This window comes from Maribacter sp. C-4077 (assembly GCF_055378385.1).
On record NZ_AP038807.1, the window covers coordinates 631,702 to 648,411 of the forward strand.

Consider the following 16,710-nt stretch of genomic DNA (forward strand, 5'->3'; position numbering starts at 1 on the left):
TTATTGCCATCCGCACATTGGTAATAAGGATGTGTTCAATAAGCCAATTGCTGACCTAAATTACAAAGCATGCAAATACACGAAAATTATTCCCTAAAGGACTACAATACCTTTGGCCTCGATGCCAAGGCGAGGTTCTTTGTAGCAATAAATTCGGTAGCGGAACTTCAGCGGATTTTGGCCGACAATTCCTATCCAAACAAGTTTATTTTGGGCGGAGGCAGCAATATGTTGATAACCCAGGATATCAATGCCTTGGTCATCCATATCAACATAAAGGGCATTTTTATCGAAAATGAAGATGATTCCCGTGTTGAACTTAAAGTGATGGCCGGTGAAAACTGGCATGAAATGGTTTTATGGACCTTGGAACGGGATTTTGGTGGGCTGGAAAATATGTCGTTGATCCCCGGAAATACGGGAACCGCGCCCGTACAGAACATAGGTGCCTACGGGGTTGAATTAAAGGATGTTTTTGTGGGGTGCGAAGCCGTACGAAGGGCCGATCAAGAATTGGTATATTTTTCAAAAGAAGACTGTCGGTTTGGGTATAGGGATTCATTTTTCAAAAATGAGGGCAAGGATAAATATGTAATTACTTCGGTAATACTAAGGCTTACCAAAAAGAACCATGCTATAAATACCAGTTACGGTGCCATAAACGAAGAATTGGAAAGAAACCATTGTAAATCACCTACCATAAAGGACGTCTCCAACGCGGTTATAACTATTAGAAACAGTAAATTACCAAATCCCAAGGAACTGGGTAATAGCGGAAGTTTTTTTAAGAACCCCGTAATATCCAAAGAAGTGTTTGAGGAGTTCATCGCTAAATACCCGGAGGCTCCCTTTTATAAAGTTTCGGAAGAAGCCTATAAGATTCCGGCTGGATGGCTGATTGAGCAAAGTGGTTTCAAGGGGAAACGTTTTGGGGATGCGGGAGTGCACGTGAAACAGGCCTTGGTTTTGGTAAATTATGGAAGCGCGACCGGAAACGATATATTAAACTTGGCCCATATGATTATTGAGGAAGTACGAATTAAATTCGGTATTACCATTGAGCCCGAAGTCAATCTCATAAAATAACCCCTGAAATAAAATCCCAGGGGCTATACCAAACCAAACTAACCAAAAACTAAGTGGCAGTTACCAGCTGCTCACTTATAAGATAATATTTTAGATAACGCCGCTTTAGCAATCAATTTTATAAATTAGCGTTTATGGATATACGGACGAACAACCTACCTTGGATCTTGCACCCCAAAAAAAATTAAGCATCCCCGCTAGGCTATGAGCATACTACTTGAAAAACATATTGTTGAGCTATTGCAGGAGCGGAATGACAAGGCCATTTCCCTATTGTACGACAATTACGGGGACACACTTTTGGGGGTTGCCAATAAGGTACTTAGAAACGAGGAATTGGCCCAGGACGTCTTGCAGGAAAGTTTCGTTAAAATTTGGAAAAAAGCCGATTCCTATGACCCCACCAAAGCAAAACTTTTTACTTGGCTGTTCAGGATAACCAGAAATACAGCCATTGATAAATTAAGAAGTTTAAATACAAAAACCGATAAGGAAATCCAAATAGACGTTTCAGACGTATATAATTTAGGAATTGAAAGTACAAGACCTGAATTCATGGATGTTCAAGAACATCTGGACAAGATCGAGGAAAAGTATCAAATCGTCCTGGACGCTTTGTTTTTTCAGGGAATGACCCAACAAGAGGCCAGTGAAGAATTGGGGATTCCCCTTGGAACGATTAAATCCAGATTAAAAATTGGATTACGCGAATTGAGGAAAGTTTACGGACCGGCAGTGCTTTTGCTTCTCTTAAATATGATATAATTATGAAGGATAAAATTAAAAAGTTCTTGGAAACGGATTTACTGGAGAACTATCTTCTTGGGACTACCACAGATTTGGAGGCTTCAAAGGTAGAGCAGTACATTGCCATGTATCCTGAGGTACGGGAAGCTTACAATGAACTACAGGAAAGTTTGGAGATTTTTGCAAAGCTCCATGCCATCAAATCCCCGGAAGGGTTGAAGGAAAAAATCACCGCCCGCATAAAATCGGAACGGGTGGGAAGGAAAAAATTCTTCAGGTTTGCGATCGCGGCCAGTATCGTGGCAATGATCTTCGCGGGTTCTTCCTTTTTCTTCTGGGACCAAAACCAGAATTTACAGGAAGAAAATTCCATGGTAAGCAACAAGATAAAATTGTTGGAAGCGGATATGAAACAACAATTGGAAGATGTTCGAAACCAATTCATTGTACTAAACAATCCAAGTACAAGAAAATTCAATGTTAACGGAAATAAAAAAGCGAAGGAACTGAAGGCGGTCGCATATATAAATCCTGTTAAAAAATTGTCCTATATCAATGTAAGTAACCTCCCTAATTTACCGGAAAACCAGTGTTTCCAAATGTGGGCCGAGGTGAATGGCGAAATGTTGAACTTGGGTATTATTGAAGAGGCAGGAGATAGTCAGAAATTATTGGCACTTCCATATGCTGAAAATGCGATGGGCTACATCACCATTGAGCCCCAGGGTGGCAATGAAATCCCTACGGTGGACAATATTGTGGCGAACATCGCATACTGATGTACCCATATTATAAAGAAGTCTTAAAGCCCCAATTTGGGGCTTTATTTTTTTACCTTTGTAACGGATTAAAAAATCAGGATTCTGAACTATGGAATCTTGGGGTTGTTCAATTAGAAATCAGGATCTATAATAAAATCACATACATGAAACTAATTCTTCTTACCGTTGGGCTTTTAGCTTTGGCTATCGCTGGCATAGCCATAAAACTATGGGCCAAGAAGGACGGAAAGTTCGCTGGAACATGCGCTAGCCAAAGTCCCTATTTAAACAAGGATGGCCAAGCATGTGGCATGTGCGGTAAACTTCCAGAGGAACAGGATTGCAAAAAGGAGGCCGTTACCTCCTAGGTACCTAATAAATTTTCACCATCGTATTGACAGAGGACGTTCATGACATTATCATTAAAGCCAAAGAAGGTAATCAGATAGCATTCAGTAGATTACTGGATAGGTTTTGGAATGAGGTCTATGGTTTTCAGCTAAAACGCACCGAAAACGAAAATGACGCCGAGGATATCACCATACAGACATTTTCCAAGGCCTTTGACAAAATTAATACGTACGACCCTCGATTCTCATTTAAAACTTGGCTGATAACTATATCAAAGAACATTCATATTGATTTGGTCAGGAAGCGGAAGAAAAGTCTTCTGGATTCGCAACGAAACGATGATGCCATAAAAGGAGTACATGACGATGCGCTTTCCATGGAGGACCAACTCATCCAAGAACAGAATTTGGCCGATTTGCTTCGGGATATCAAAAGCTTGAAACCCCATTATCAGGAGGTTATCAACCTTCGCTATTTCAATGAACTTAGTTATGCCGATATCGCAGAGAAGCTGAACGAACCCATCAACAATATCAAGGTGAAAATTCTTCGGGCCAAAAAGCTACTGGCCGAAATCATACGCAACAGAAGATAGTTCCGTTTATCCCTAAATATACATATTAGGAGCGCGTCGTGAAGATAAAAAGCATAAATAATGTGGTTTGGAAATTTTGGCATAGCACCGCTATGGTAATATTGAAAATACAGCTTAACGTTTTATTTTGAGGCGATTTTTAACGGTAACAGCTTTTCCAGTGCATAATCCGGGATTATTGGCATATGGGCCATTCAGTAAGAATATGGCACACCCCTTTCAAGATTGAACTTTAGACTATTTACTTCGTATATTTGTAAAAAAAATTTGCATGTCCGAAGCAGTTAAAGAAAATGTAGCTCCTCCCAAAGGAAAACCAAAGTGGTTAAGGGTTAAACTACCTACCGGAAAGAAATATACCCAGCTTAGAGGTTTGGTGGACAAATATGATTTGCACACCATTTGCACATCCGGTAGTTGTCCAAATATGGGCGAATGCTGGGGCGAGGGTACAGCGACCTTTATGATCCTTGGTAATATTTGTACACGGTCCTGCGGCTTTTGCGGTGTTAAAACAGGACGTCCGGAAAATGTAGATTGGGCAGAGCCGGAAAAAGTAGCGCGTTCCATTAAGATCATGGGTATAAAACATGCCGTTATCACATCCGTGGACAGGGACGACCTCAAAGATATGGGTTCGATTATTTGGGCGGAAACCGTTAAAGCCATTCGAAGAATGAATCCCCAAACAACCTTAGAAACATTGATCCCCGATTTTCAGGGAATTGAAAAACATTTGGACCGAATTATATCAGTTTCCCCCGAGGTTGTTTCGCATAATATGGAAACGGTAAAGCGGTTGACACGCGAGGTTAGGATACAGGCAAAATATGAGCGTAGTTTGGAAGTCTTACGATATTTGCGTGCAAATGGTGTGAACAGGACAAAGTCTGGCATCATGTTAGGGCTTGGAGAATTGGAAGAAGAGGTCATCCAAACGATGCGCGATCTAAGGGATGCCAATGTAGATGTGGTGACTATTGGACAGTATTTACAGCCTTCCAAAAAACACCTTCCGGTAAAGGAATTCATTACCCCGGACCAATTCAAAAAATACGAGGAAATTGGACTGAAAATGGGTTTTAGACATGTAGAGAGCGGGGCTTTGGTTCGATCTTCCTACAAGGCGCATAAACATATTCATTAAAACGTATATTCTTGGAGACGTTGAGACCTAGAAAGATTTCGGTTAAATTGGGGTAACAATGAGAAAAATCAGAATAGGAATCAATGGTTTCGGGAGAATTGGCAGAACATTTTTCAGACTCGTTCAAAACTATCCAGACCTACAGACCGTTGCCATAAACGACCTCGCAAACTCAGAAACGCTTGCCCATTTACTCAAATACGACAGTATTCACGGTGTATTTAAAGGCACGGTAGCTTTTGAAGAAAACACGTTGATCGTAAACGGAACTAAAATAGCCTTAACGAACAATTTTCATCCAAAAGATATTGACTGGGGTCAGGACCAAGTAGATTTGGTCCTAGAAAGTACGGGGAAATTCAAAACCAAGGAGACTTTATCCCATCACATTAAAAACGGTGCAAAAAAGGTTATTCTTTCTGTACCACCCGCAGATCAGGATATAAAGATGGTGGTCTATGGTATAAATGAATCGGTCTTGACCAAGGAAGACCAAATTATATCCAACGCATCCTGTACAACCAACAACGCGGCCCCAATGATCAAGGTCATCAATGATCTTTGCGGCATAGAGCAGGCATATATTACCACCATCCATTCCTACACATCGGACCAAAGTCTTCACGACCAGCCCCACAAGGATTTAAGGAGGGCACGGGCGGCGGGTCAATCCATCGTTCCTACGACCACAGGAGCGGCTAAAGCCTTGACCAGCATTTTTCCAGATTTGGAGGATGTAATTGGCGGTTGTGGTATACGCGTACCGGTCCCAAACGGCTCATTGACAGATATTACCTTCAATGTTAAAAGAAATACCACAATAAAGGAAATTAATGATACTTTTGAAAAAGCGTCCAAAAATGAACTAAGAAACATACTTTTTTATACGGAAGATCCCATAGTCTCCATTGATATAAACAATAGTTCTTATTCTTGTACGTTTGATTCACTAATGACCTCCGTTATTGGAAAAATGGTCAAAATTATTGGTTGGTATGATAATGAAACAGGGTACAGTAGTAGAATTATCGACCTCATACACTTAATGGTAACTAAAAAGTACATTTGAGAAAGACATACTTTCATAAAAAACTTTTAAATCTACTACCACTTTTTGCTTTCTTAATAGTGGGATTATCCCTCCATTCCCAAGATTCAGTTCCCGTAAGGGATATGGATCCATATTTTGATGAGGCGCGAAGACTGAGGAATCAGAACAAGATTGATCAGGCCCTTGAAACATTGGACAGAGCAGCGGAAGAAGCCGAAAAGGACGAGGATATAAAAGGGCTGATAGATTGTTACCATGAGCTTGCAATTCTCTACCTAAAGCTGGATAGGGAAAAAGATACTCAATTTTATTGGGACCGAACCAGTGTACTACTTGCCGATATTGCTTACCCTTATGGTGATGCCATTCACAAATATATTGAAGCGATCTTACTTTTTAGGGCGGATCAAAGCTATCAGGCATTGTTTATGTTGAACGAGGCAAAACAACTCAATAACGACAGAAATTTCTTCAACAACATTTTACTGACCGAAGCATTGATCTACCTTAGGTTGGAAAAATATGAGAGTGCCGCAAAAAACCTGAATTCTTTGGTAGTAAACTCCGATATTTACGAAAAGGACTACCTGTCCACACGTGGTTATTTAGGACTGGCAGAGTTACATTATAAAACCGAAAATTTTGAGGAGAGTGCCAAAAATGGTGAAGAGGCCCTGGCCCTTGCCAATACCAATGGTTTCTTTTCCGAAATTAGACAGTCTAATGCCCTGCTGGCAAAAGTCTATGGAAAGTTGGGCGCTTATGAAAAGGCGTTAGCGAATAGCACAAACTTACTGGACATTCAAGATTCGTTGTTCACAATAGAAAAAGTTCGTGTCGAGGCAAAAACAGCGGATAAAATTAGGGACGATTACAAAACCGAAGAAATAGCGCGACAACAAAATACCATACAGGAATTGAAGGAATCCCAAAACCGTTCTGAGCTAACGGCTATTTTAACCTCTGCATTTCTTATTATAATCTCTTTATTGGCGGTTTCCCTCTATAGAAACAATCAGATCAAATTAAAGACGAACGACCTCTTGCAGACAAAAAATAGGGAACTACAAGTAGCCAGGGATGGGGCCGTACAGGCCATGGAGGCCAAAACCAACTTTCTATCAACGGTTAGCCATGAATTGCGCACACCGTTGTACGCTGTAACTGGGCTTACCCATCTATTATTGGAAGAGAACCCCGCCGAACATCAAAAAGAGCACTTAAAGGCCTTGAAGTTTTCCGGGGATTATCTCTTGAACTTTATTAATGACATTCTTCACATCAATAAAATCGATGCCAATAAACTGGAGCCCTTACACATGGAGTTCAATCTGAAAAAGGTCATCAATGAAGTGATGGATTCCCTGCAACAGAGTGCCAAGGAAAACAAGACAAAATTGATTTTGGATTATGATAGTGATATTCCAAATCATTTGATGAGCGACCCGCTGAAGCTTTCCCAGGTGTTTATGAACCTTATTGGCAATGCCATAAAATTTACCCGTGGGGGTATTGTGGAGGTCATCTGTAAACTCAAGGAGAAAAATGGGGAGGATGTCACCCTTTATTTTGAAGTAAAGGACAACGGAATTGGTATTTCCAAAGAAAAACAGCAAAGTATTTTTGATGGCTTTGAGCAAGGCTCCATTCAGATAAATAGGGAATACGGTGGTACCGGATTGGGACTTACCATTGTAAAAAGTCTTTTGGGTCTTTTTGAGAGTAAGATTGAGCTGCGGAGCAATTTGGGCGAAGGAAGTTCCTTCAGTTTTGAAATCGATATGAAAAGTAAGGAAGAGCTGGAGGATGAGATCGCTTTTGAAATTACCAAAGGCGAATATGATTTCAAGGGACTACACATCTTGGTGGTGGAGGATAACAAGATCAATCAGGTGATTACCAAGAAAATGCTCAATAAAAAGGAGATCAGCTGCGATATTGCAGGTAGCGGGGAAGAGGCCGTTGCACTCGCCAAGGATAATGAGTATGATGCCATATTAATGGATATTCACATGCCGGGCATTAGTGGGGAAGAGGCGACCATTCAAATTCGAAAATTCAACCAAACCACCCCCATCATTGCACTTACGGCCATCTCTCTGGACGATAGCGTGGAGAGCTTTTACGCCGCTGGGTGTAACGATGTGGTAACAAAGCCCTTTAAGCCAGAAATATTCTATCAGAAAATAGGGGAAAACATCTTTGATAAAAAGGTTAGGACCTCTCTTTCATAAGTTTGGTAAGGGCATCATAGATAATATGCTGACCGTCGCCCATAAACCGATGCATTACAGGCAGATAATACAGGTTCGATACGTGATTTCGCAACCGAACAAAATCCTTTTCCGTAGTAATGATCAACCGTTTCCGGTTCAGCAAATCGATTTCCTTTTGGGTGAAAAAATGATGGTCCTTGAACGCCAAATGCTCAAAGGTGAGACCCTTGGATTTTAAATAACCTACCAAGGGCGCAGGATTGGCAATCCCTGTCACCAAGGTAATTTCCTTTCCGTGCAGGGCCTCAACTTTCATCTTTTCCGATAGTCCGTGAAAGGCATCGTCATAATCCAAAAAACTAAAAAGAACGACCTGATGTTTGTGTGGTTTTAGCTTCTCCAAAATTGTACCTTGCTCGGTCTTTGTTATTTTCGAAGGACACTTAGTAACAACAATAATATCCGCACGTTGGGCCGCTTTTTTGCTGTCCCTCAAATTACCCGTTGGCAGATACCAATCATCCGTATACAAATCTCCATACGGCGTCAGTAAAAAGGAAAAATGGGGCTTGACCTTCCTATGTTGAAACGCGTCATCAAGGATAATCATTTGAGGTTTTACAGCATCGGACAATAACCGGATTCCCTCCCTCCTATTGGCATCAACGGCAAGGGCTACCTCGGGGAATTTTTGATGTATCTGAAAAGGTTCATCGCCCAGTGCCTCCACGGTGGTTTGTTCATCGGCCAATAAAAATCCATCCGATTTGCGCTTGTAACCCCTACTCAGCACGGCCAATTTATAATGAGGCTTCAATAGTTCTATAAGGAATTCCGTCATTGGGGTCTTCCCTGTTCCGCCAACGCTTAAATTCCCTATGCAAACAATGGGGACATCAAATTTTTGGGATGAGAAAACACCTTTATCGAACAGGAAGTTCCGCAAATGGACCACGAGGGCATAGATCAACGAAAATGGGAACAGAAGTTTTCTCAAGAGTTGCATTAGAACGAAATTATAATATTTTATCTTTGAAAACCTTATAATTCATTGAAAATGACGGTTAGATCGGTTGCCCAAATTCTGGAAGAACTTGCTCCTTTGGATCACGCGGAGGATTTTGATAATGTCGGACTTTTGGTAGGCGACAGTTCCATGGAGGTAAGCGGAATTTTGGTGACCTTGGATACCTTGGAAATTGTAGTGGACGAGGCAATTGCCAAGGATTGTAACCTCATTGTTAGTTTTCACCCCATTATTTTTGGGGGATTAAAAAAGATAACCGGTAAAAACTATGTGGAGCGCACCGTATTAAAGGCGATTCGGAACAACATCGCCATTTATGCCATCCACACGGCCCTAGATAATTCCTTTAACGGGGTCAATGCCAAAATATGTGAGGTCTTGGGCCTTATCAATAATGAGATACTGATACCCAAAAAGGATACAATCCGTAAACTCACGACCTATGTTCCATCGGCGGAAGCGGAGAACCTCAAGAAAAAACTTTTTGAAGCGGGCGCCGGAAATATAGGGAATTACAGCCATTGTAGTTTTACGCTTGAAGGAACCGGGAGTTATAAAGCGGGCGAAAATAGTAATCCCACGAAAGGGGAAATTGGAAAGACGCATTTTGAAAGGGAAACAATGGTCCATGTGACCTACCTAAAGTCCTCTGAACGAAATGTTTTGGATGCTTTGATGACAAACCACCCGTACGAGGAAGTGGCCTATGAAGTATATTCCTTGGAGAACAGAAATCAACAGATAGGCATGGGAATGATTGGTGAACTTGAGGAAAGCATGTCGGAAACATCCTTTTTGGAACACCTTAAGAAGACGATGAAGGCCCAAGTGGTAAGACATTCCAATTTGAGGGATTCACCGGTAAAAAAAGTGGCGGTTTTAGGGGGAAGCGGGGCGTTTGCCATAGGAGCCGCAAAAGCCGCGGGAGCCGACGTTTTCGTTACGGCCGACGTTAAATACCATCAGTTTTACGAAGCAGAAAATAAAATGGTCATTGCGGACATTGGACACTTTGAAACTGAGCAGTTTACAAAAAACCTTTTAGTTGATTATCTTACGAAAAAAATTCCTAATTTTGCAATCCGTTTATCGGAAAGTATAACAAATCCTATCAAGTATTTTTAAATATGGCAAAAAAAGAAGAATCGTCTGTAGAAGCAAAGTTAAGGGCGTTGTATGACCTTCAATTGATTGATTCCAGAGTAGATGAAATAAGGAATGTACGTGGAGAACTACCCTTGGAAGTGGAAGATTTGGAGGATGATGTGCTTGGCCTAAAAACAAGATTGGATAAGCTTAAGACCGATTTGGAAACCATCAATTATGAAATTGGCGCCAAGAAAAACATTATTGAGGAGGCAAAAGCCTTGATAAAAAAATACAATGAGCAGCAAAAGAATGTAAGGAACAGCCGCGAATTCAACTCCATAAGCAAGGAATTGGAATTTCAGGAGTTGGAAATCCAGCTTGCTGAGAAAAACATCAAGGAATTCAAGGCACAGATTGAGCAGAAGAAAGAAGTGATCGCCGATACCAAAGAGAAGTTGGCAGAGCGTGAAGCGCACTTAAAGCATAAAAAAGGCGAATTGGACGCTATTTTGGCAGAGACCGAAAAAGAGGAGAAAGCGCTTTTGGAAGAATCCTTGAAATATCAGGATTTGATTGAGGAACGTTTGGTAAAAGCCTACGCCCGTATAAGGGGCAATGTTAAGAACGGATTGGCCGTGGTACCTATTGAAAGGGGCGCTTCCGGTGGTTCTTTCTTCACCATTCCTCCACAGGTTCAAGTGGAAATCGCTTCCAGAAAAAAGATTATAACAGATGAGCACAGTGGTCGGATTTTGGTAGACCCTGCCTTGGCAGACGAGGAACAGGAAAAGATGCAAAAACTCTTCGCTAAATTATAAGAGCGATATTGCAACTTAAGTTTTGAAAGCCGTCCCAAAAAGGACGGTTTTTTTGTATCTTCCTTTAGATGAAAATTTTAGCAGCCATAATTACACTACTTATGTCCACAAACACGGGATACACCCAAAACCTTTCCGATTATCAATGGAAAAATAGGGTGTTAATCCTTTCCGGAGCCACTGAGGAGGAAAGCCTGTCAAACTCCGCATTTAAAAAAGTGACTAACCAAATGGAAGCTTGCGATGAAAGGGATGTGATCGTCCTCTTTCTTAGAAACAACGAATTGACAACTCCAGATGGCCAAAAAATGAGCTACAAAATCAGCCTTCCTACTGAATTCAATGGCTACCTGCTGATCGGCAAGGATGGAGGCATCAAAATGAAAGGAGACTATCCCCTTGATTTGGAAAAGGTCTTTGACCGTATCGATGGTATGCCAATGAGAAGGGCAGAAATGCGAAATAACGATTAATGCGAGGAATCCTTGAGGGCTTCCAATATTTTGTCCTCGACTTCTTGGCTATCCCAGATCGTCTCAATATTGGGCATTGCGATGATATCTTTCATAATTTTTTCCTGAAAATCACCTTCGGCCAAGGCCTCGGCGTAAGGTCGGTCTGAAAAAGTAACCCTGCTGTATGCCGGTATCCATTTCTCTGGATGCTTTTCAGCGAAACGCTTTTCGATTTTCTTTTGCAGTAAAAATAGAGGATCAGCCGTCCTACTGCTCATTTCCATAAAATTTCGGTAACTCAATTCTGCAATAGCATCGGCGTTGGGCTTTCGCATTTCCTGATAGTTCCTGAAAATGGTCTCCCAATCGTCCCCGTTTGTACGTATGAGTTCGTTTAACACGTAAATATCCTCAAACCCGGCGTTCATGCCCTGTCCATAAAAAGGCACAATGGCATGGGCAGAATCGCCTACGAGCGCCACCTTGTCCCAATAGGTCCATGGAAAGCACTTCATGGTTACCATGGCACTGGTAGGGTTCTTGAAAAAATCATGGGTCAAATTTTCAATATCCTTACGTACATTGGGAAAATAGGTGCTGAAAAATTGAATGGCATCTTCCTTCGTTTTTATGCTTTCAAAGGAAACTTCCCCCTCAAATGGCATGAACAAGGTACAGGTAAAACTACCGTCCAAATTGGGCATGGCAATGAACATAAACTGACCCCTGGGCCAAATATGGAAGGAGTTCTTGTCCAGTTTGTGCGAACCATCCTCATTGGGCGGTATCGTTAACTCCTTATAGCCAACATCGATAAAATCCTGGGAATAATCAAACCGACTCCGTCTCTGCATTTTGTGACGTACCCGGGAAAAAGCCCCATCACAGCCAAATACCAAATCAAAATCATAGGCCTTCCATGCGCCTTTTTCCGTTTCTCCGGTAAACACTTGGGCATTGGGCAAATCCACGTCCCAGACCTTTTCCTCAAACCTGAACTCCACGCCGGCCTGCTCTGCCAAGTCGATCATTTTTTTGTTGAGCACGCCTCTGGAAATGGACCAAATCGCCTCCCCTTCCTTCCCATACTTTTGGAAGTATTCAGGTTTACCTATAACATGCATGGCCCTTTTATCCAAGGGTATCCCTATTTTACGTATTTCATCTTCTATCCCCACTTCCCTTAGGGCCTTCCAACCCCTATTGCTCATGGCAAGATTAATGGACCTACCGGAGAATTCCACCTCACGAATATCGGGCCTTCTGTCAAAAACGGTAATCGTATGCCCATACTTTTTAAGATAAATAGCTAATAAAGAGCCTACTAGCCCTGATCCTATGATGGCAATATTCTTTTTAGTCTGGGTCATAAATGGTATGCTTGGTCTATTTTAACGGTATTCGGGAAGGTAAAATAGAAATTAATTTAGGTTTTAGTTTAATATTAACTGTTTTTGTTTAGCCAATATTTAATTTTATTAAACATAAATAAAGAAGGAATGCATTTTAATCTTTCGGATTTAAAAAACCTCCCCAATAGATTTAGGGCAAATTTAATCAATAGTTCCACAGGGTACAGACCTGGCAACCTTTTAGGTACAAAATCGCCAGAGGGCGTTACAAATCTGGCGGTATTTAATTCCATATCGCACATTGGGAGCGACCCTGCCCTGCTTGGTTTTATCCTAAGACCGCTTACGGTACGCAGGGATACCTATAGCAACATGAAGGCGACGGGCATTTTTACCGTCAACCATGTAAACGCATCCATTTTGGAGCAAAGCCATCAAACCTCGGCGAAATATGGGGATAACGAGTCGGAATTCGAAAAAACTGGCTTGACTGAGGAATATCTCGACGGATTTCAGGCACCGTATGTAAAGGAAAGCCATATTAAACTGGGCTGTTCCTACGTAAATGAATACACAATCGCTGAAAACGGCTGCGTCCTGATTATTGGGGCCATAGAACATATATACCTTCCGGATGAAGCCCTGTTCGAGGATGGCAGCATCAACCTAGAATTTGCGGAAAGTATCGCCAATATTGGTCTGGATGGCTATGCCCTTCCAAAACTCCTGAAAAGATTCGCTTATGCGCGGCCAAATGAGGCAATAGAAGAAAAATAGATGGCCCATAAAAAACAACATTTACCTTCAAAAACCTGTCCGGTTTGCGGACTTCCATTTAGTTGGCGAAAAAAATGGGAAAGGCATTGGGACGAGGTACGATATTGCAGTGAAAAATGTAGAAAAAACAAAAACAATTTGCATGACTAATTTAGTCTGGTTCAAGAACGATTTACGGGTACAGGACAACACCTCACTTCTAAAAGCAAGTCAGGGCGAAAAGGTAATGGGCGTTTATTGTTTCGATCCCCTTTATTTTGAAAAGGGGGATTTCGGTTTTAAAAAAACGGAACGGTTTCGCGCCAAATTTCTGATAGAATCCGTGCGGGAATTACGGGAAAATCTCAAAAAATTCAATATCCCGTTGTTCGTCTATGTGGGGAAATCAGCGGAACACATCCCAAAACTGGCAAAAGAACATCAGGTCCATAAAATATATCTCCAGAAAGAGTGGACGCGCGACGAGGTTTTTATATCGGATTCGGTAAAAAGGGAGGTGGGCGAAGCCGTACAGTTTGAGGAAACCTACGACCAGTTTCTTTTTCATCCAGAGGATATTCCATACAGGGAGTTTGAGAACATTCCTAAGGTTTTTACCGAATTCAGGAAAAAATGCGAAAAGTTTAGCATGGTTCGTCCTGAAGTTTCCTTTGAAAAGATATTCCCCATTACAAACTATGTGGAAAACCATACGAAGTTACCTTCATTGACAGATCTGGGTCTATCGGAACCGACACCGGACAGTAGGTCCGCCTTTCCTTTCCAAGGAGGGGAAACGCAGGCCTTACGGCGCATTGCCCATTATTTCTGGGAAACCAAAAAATTGGCCTATTACAAAAAAACCAGGAACGGCTTGGTGGGTACGGACTATAGCTCCAAACTTTCTGCATGGTTGGCAAACGGCAGTATTTCTGCCCGTTCGATTTACTGGCAAGTAAAGAAGTTTGAGAAAGAGGTCAAAAAAAACGAGGATACCTATTGGTTGGTTTTTGAGCTGATATGGCGAGATTTTTTCAAATATGTATCCCTAAAACATGGCCCCAAAATCTTTCGGCTTAAAGGAATTTTGGACAAGCAGTACGACTGGCAACTGGACCAGTCAAAACTGGACCAATGGATAGAGGGAAATACCCCCGATGCTTTTGTCAATGCCAATATGAAGGAGCTGGAAAAAACCGGATGGATGAGCAATAGGGGCCGACAGAATGTGGCGAGCTATTGGGCCAAGGAACTGGAACAGGATTGGCGCTTTGGAGCTGCTTATTTTGAGAGTATGCTCATCGATTATGACGTGCACAGCAATTGGGGCAACTGGATGTATAACAGTGGTGTTGGCAACGACCCAAGGGACCGAAAATTCAACACCAAATTACAGGCAGAGCGCTATGACCCCAATGGAAAATTTCAAAAACATTGGTTACAAGGAAGTTTGTTTGACCAATAACCTATAAGACATTGTTTTCGCTCTTTGAGAATCCGTAACTACGGATTGTACAATTAGCCAAAGAAAAGGAAAAAAAGCATAATAAAATATTGACATTCAGTAAATTAATAATAAAAGATGACTAAGGACAACTCTTCTCCTTCGGGGAGGTCGGGAGGGGCTACTTTGCGATTGATATTGGGCGATCAGCTCAACCAAAAACACCGTTGGTTTGATTCGGTAAATGATAATGTTACTTATCTCATGGCCGAAATGCGGCAGGAGACGGACTATGTGAAGCATCACATCCAAAAGGTAACGGCCTTCTTCTTGGCCATGCGAACCTTTAAGGAAGAACTGAGCGAAAAGGGACACCAATTCATCTACCTAAAAATTGGAGACACGGAAAATCCACAAGACCTGGCCAAGATTGTAGAAAAGTATTGCGATGCGACAAATGCGGAACGATTTGAATACCAATTGCCGGACGAATACCGCTTGGACGTACAGTTAAAACAAATTGCGAAATCCCTGAAAATCGACACCCATGCCGTGGATACGGAGCATTTCTACACGAGTCGGTACGAACTGAAAGATTTCTTTTCGGGGAAAAAGCAATTGTTGATGGAATCCTTTTACCGGATGATGCGCAAAAAGCATGGCATCATGGTGGAAAATGGCCAACCCGATGGCGGAAAATGGAACTACGACCAGAGCAACAGAAAAAAGTGGAAGGGAACACCGGAAATTCCCCACGAACGCGGATTTAGAAAGGACGTTACCGATTTACTGAAGGAAATAGAGCAAGCCGGTGTAAAAACCTTTGGGGAAATTGATCCGGAAAAGTTCAATTGGCCCGTAAGTAGGGCGGATTGCCTTTCGGTCCTGAACTATTTTTGCAAGGAACTGTTGGTTCACTTTGGCGATTATCAAGACGCCATGCATACAGAAGAGAAATACCTTTTCCATTCCCGACTGTCCTTCGCCATGAACGCCAAAATTATAAGTCCGAAGGAAGTCATTGACAAAGTATTGGAACAGTATCATGAAAACAAAGAAAATATCGATATTTCACAGGTTGAAGGCTTTGTACGGCAAATAGTGGGATGGCGTGAATATATGCGAGGCATTTATTGGAAGGAAATGCCGGACTATGCCAAACTGAACAAACTCGATAACCATAACCCCCTTCCCGATTTTTTCTGGACGGGCAACACCAAAATGAACTGCTTGAAACATGCCATTGGTCAAAGCCTTTCTGATGCCTACGCACATCATATTCAAAGACTTATGGTCATTGGAAATTTTGCCCTTTTGGCCCAACTGCATCCGGATGAAGTGGACCAATGGTACCTTGGGGTTTACATTGACGCCATTGAATGGGTAGAAATCACCAATACCAGGGGCATGAGCCAATTTGCCGATGGGGGAATCGTGGCCACCAAACCCTACGTGAGCAGTGCCAATTATATCAACAAAATGAGCGATTATTGCGGTTCCTGCCACTACAAACATACCCAAAAACAAGGGGACAATGCCTGTCCCTTCAATTTCCTCTACTGGAATTTTTTGGATGCAAAAAAGGAACATTTCAAGGACAATCAACGCATGACCATGATGCTCAGTCTGCTTGAAAAGAAAAGTGCCTCGGAAATGGAATACATCAGAGAAAAATCAGCCGAAATTATTAAAAATCCAGATACGTTTTAACAAATAATTAAAGGTGGAAAAACATCCAATGAAGTATCTTTAAGCGTCTATTAAGGGACTATTCCGCGAGAGCGTCTATATATATCCAAGAAGCTCCTTCACAAG

General features: G+C 41.8%; 17 protein-coding genes. 15 read left to right on the plus strand and 2 right to left on the minus strand.

Annotated features, from left to right (window positions below; all coding sequences use genetic code 11):
- The first annotated feature begins 69 nt into the window (after window positions 1-69).
- The 8 genes from murB to ACZ41C_RS02855 all read left to right on the plus strand — a co-directional run bounded on the left by murB (window position 70) and on the right by ACZ41C_RS02855 (window position 7,972).
- The gene (gene murB / locus ACZ41C_RS02820) at window positions 70-1,086 is read left to right on the plus strand and encodes a UDP-N-acetylmuramate dehydrogenase (protein ID WP_464564172.1); all 1,017 of its coding nucleotides are present in this window, start codon (window positions 70-72) and stop codon (window positions 1,084-1,086) included.
- Window positions 1,087-1,290: 204 nt separating this feature from the next.
- Window positions 1,291-1,851, plus strand: coding sequence for an RNA polymerase sigma factor (locus ACZ41C_RS02825; RefSeq protein WP_464564174.1), 561 nt, complete (start codon window positions 1,291-1,293; stop codon window positions 1,849-1,851).
- A gap of 2 nt (window positions 1,852-1,853) precedes the next feature.
- Window positions 1,854-2,612, plus strand: coding sequence for an anti-sigma factor (locus tag ACZ41C_RS02830; protein WP_138259504.1), 759 nt, complete (start codon window positions 1,854-1,856; stop codon window positions 2,610-2,612).
- A 146-nt stretch (window positions 2,613-2,758) separates the two neighbouring features.
- Window positions 2,759-2,962, plus strand: a complete 204-nt coding sequence (locus ACZ41C_RS02835; RefSeq protein WP_464564176.1) for a membrane or secreted protein — start codon at window positions 2,759-2,761, stop codon at window positions 2,960-2,962.
- A gap of 20 nt (window positions 2,963-2,982) precedes the next feature.
- Window positions 2,983-3,540, plus strand: coding sequence for an RNA polymerase sigma factor (locus ACZ41C_RS02840; RefSeq protein WP_464565693.1), 558 nt, complete (start codon window positions 2,983-2,985; stop codon window positions 3,538-3,540).
- A gap of 271 nt (window positions 3,541-3,811) precedes the next feature.
- On the plus strand, window positions 3,812-4,687 hold the full coding sequence (lipA, locus tag ACZ41C_RS02845) for a lipoyl synthase (RefSeq protein ID WP_138259501.1): 876 nt from the start codon (window positions 3,812-3,814) through the stop codon (window positions 4,685-4,687).
- A 58-nt stretch (window positions 4,688-4,745) separates the two neighbouring features.
- Entirely contained in the window at window positions 4,746-5,756 is a 1,011-nt protein-coding gene (gene gap / locus ACZ41C_RS02850) for a type I glyceraldehyde-3-phosphate dehydrogenase (RefSeq protein ID WP_464564178.1), read from the plus strand.
- 59 nt (window positions 5,757-5,815) lie between these two features.
- A complete protein-coding gene (locus tag ACZ41C_RS02855) occupies window positions 5,816-7,972 on the plus strand; it encodes a hybrid sensor histidine kinase/response regulator (RefSeq protein ID WP_464564180.1) in 2,157 nt (718 codons plus the stop codon).
- Here the strand turns inward: ACZ41C_RS02855 and lpxK are convergent.
- The gene (gene lpxK, locus ACZ41C_RS02860) at window positions 7,953-8,960 is read right to left on the minus strand and encodes a tetraacyldisaccharide 4'-kinase (RefSeq protein ID WP_464564182.1); all 1,008 of its coding nucleotides are present in this window, start codon (window positions 8,958-8,960) and stop codon (window positions 7,953-7,955) included. The genes ACZ41C_RS02855 and lpxK overlap by 20 nt on opposite strands.
- Window positions 8,961-9,011: 51 nt before the next feature.
- Here lpxK and ACZ41C_RS02865 point away from each other — a divergent pair, with 51 nt between their 5' ends.
- The 3 genes from ACZ41C_RS02865 (at window position 9,012) to ACZ41C_RS02875 (ending at window position 11,361) form a co-directional block, all read left to right on the plus strand.
- Entirely contained in the window at window positions 9,012-10,106 is a 1,095-nt protein-coding gene (locus tag ACZ41C_RS02865; RefSeq protein ID WP_464564184.1) for a Nif3-like dinuclear metal center hexameric protein, read from the plus strand.
- Window positions 10,107-10,108: 2 nt separating this feature from the next.
- Window positions 10,109-10,888 (plus strand): zinc ribbon domain-containing protein, encoded by a 780-nt coding sequence (locus tag ACZ41C_RS02870; protein ID WP_138259497.1) that lies wholly within the window; start codon window positions 10,109-10,111, stop codon window positions 10,886-10,888.
- A gap of 68 nt (window positions 10,889-10,956) precedes the next feature.
- Window positions 10,957-11,361, plus strand: coding sequence for a DUF4174 domain-containing protein (locus ACZ41C_RS02875; RefSeq protein WP_464564186.1), 405 nt, complete (start codon window positions 10,957-10,959; stop codon window positions 11,359-11,361).
- On the opposite strand, the gene ACZ41C_RS02880 is transcribed toward ACZ41C_RS02875, so the two are convergent.
- On the minus strand, window positions 11,358-12,713 hold the full coding sequence (locus ACZ41C_RS02880; RefSeq protein ID WP_464564188.1) for an FAD-dependent oxidoreductase: 1,356 nt from the start codon (window positions 12,711-12,713) through the stop codon (window positions 11,358-11,360). The genes ACZ41C_RS02875 and ACZ41C_RS02880 overlap by 4 nt on opposite strands.
- Before the next feature lie 129 nt (window positions 12,714-12,842).
- On the opposite strand from ACZ41C_RS02880, the gene ACZ41C_RS02885 reads away from it, so the two are divergent.
- The 4 genes from ACZ41C_RS02885 (at window position 12,843) to ACZ41C_RS02900 (ending at window position 16,605) form a co-directional block, all read left to right on the plus strand.
- Window positions 12,843-13,472, plus strand: a complete 630-nt coding sequence (locus ACZ41C_RS02885) for a flavin reductase family protein (RefSeq protein ID WP_464564190.1) — start codon at window positions 12,843-12,845, stop codon at window positions 13,470-13,472.
- Window positions 13,473-13,622: a DUF2256 domain-containing protein gene (locus tag ACZ41C_RS02890; RefSeq protein ID WP_138259493.1), complete on the plus strand. Its 150-nt coding sequence runs from the start codon at window positions 13,473-13,475 to the stop codon at window positions 13,620-13,622.
- Window positions 13,615-14,916 (plus strand): DASH family cryptochrome, encoded by a 1,302-nt coding sequence (locus ACZ41C_RS02895; protein ID WP_464564192.1) that lies wholly within the window; start codon window positions 13,615-13,617, stop codon window positions 14,914-14,916. Before ACZ41C_RS02890 ends, ACZ41C_RS02895 begins: the two co-directional genes overlap by 8 nt.
- A 117-nt stretch (window positions 14,917-15,033) precedes the next feature.
- Window positions 15,034-16,605, plus strand: a complete 1,572-nt coding sequence (locus tag ACZ41C_RS02900; RefSeq protein ID WP_464564194.1) for a cryptochrome/photolyase family protein — start codon at window positions 15,034-15,036, stop codon at window positions 16,603-16,605.
- Window positions 16,606-16,710: the final 105 nt, after the last annotated feature.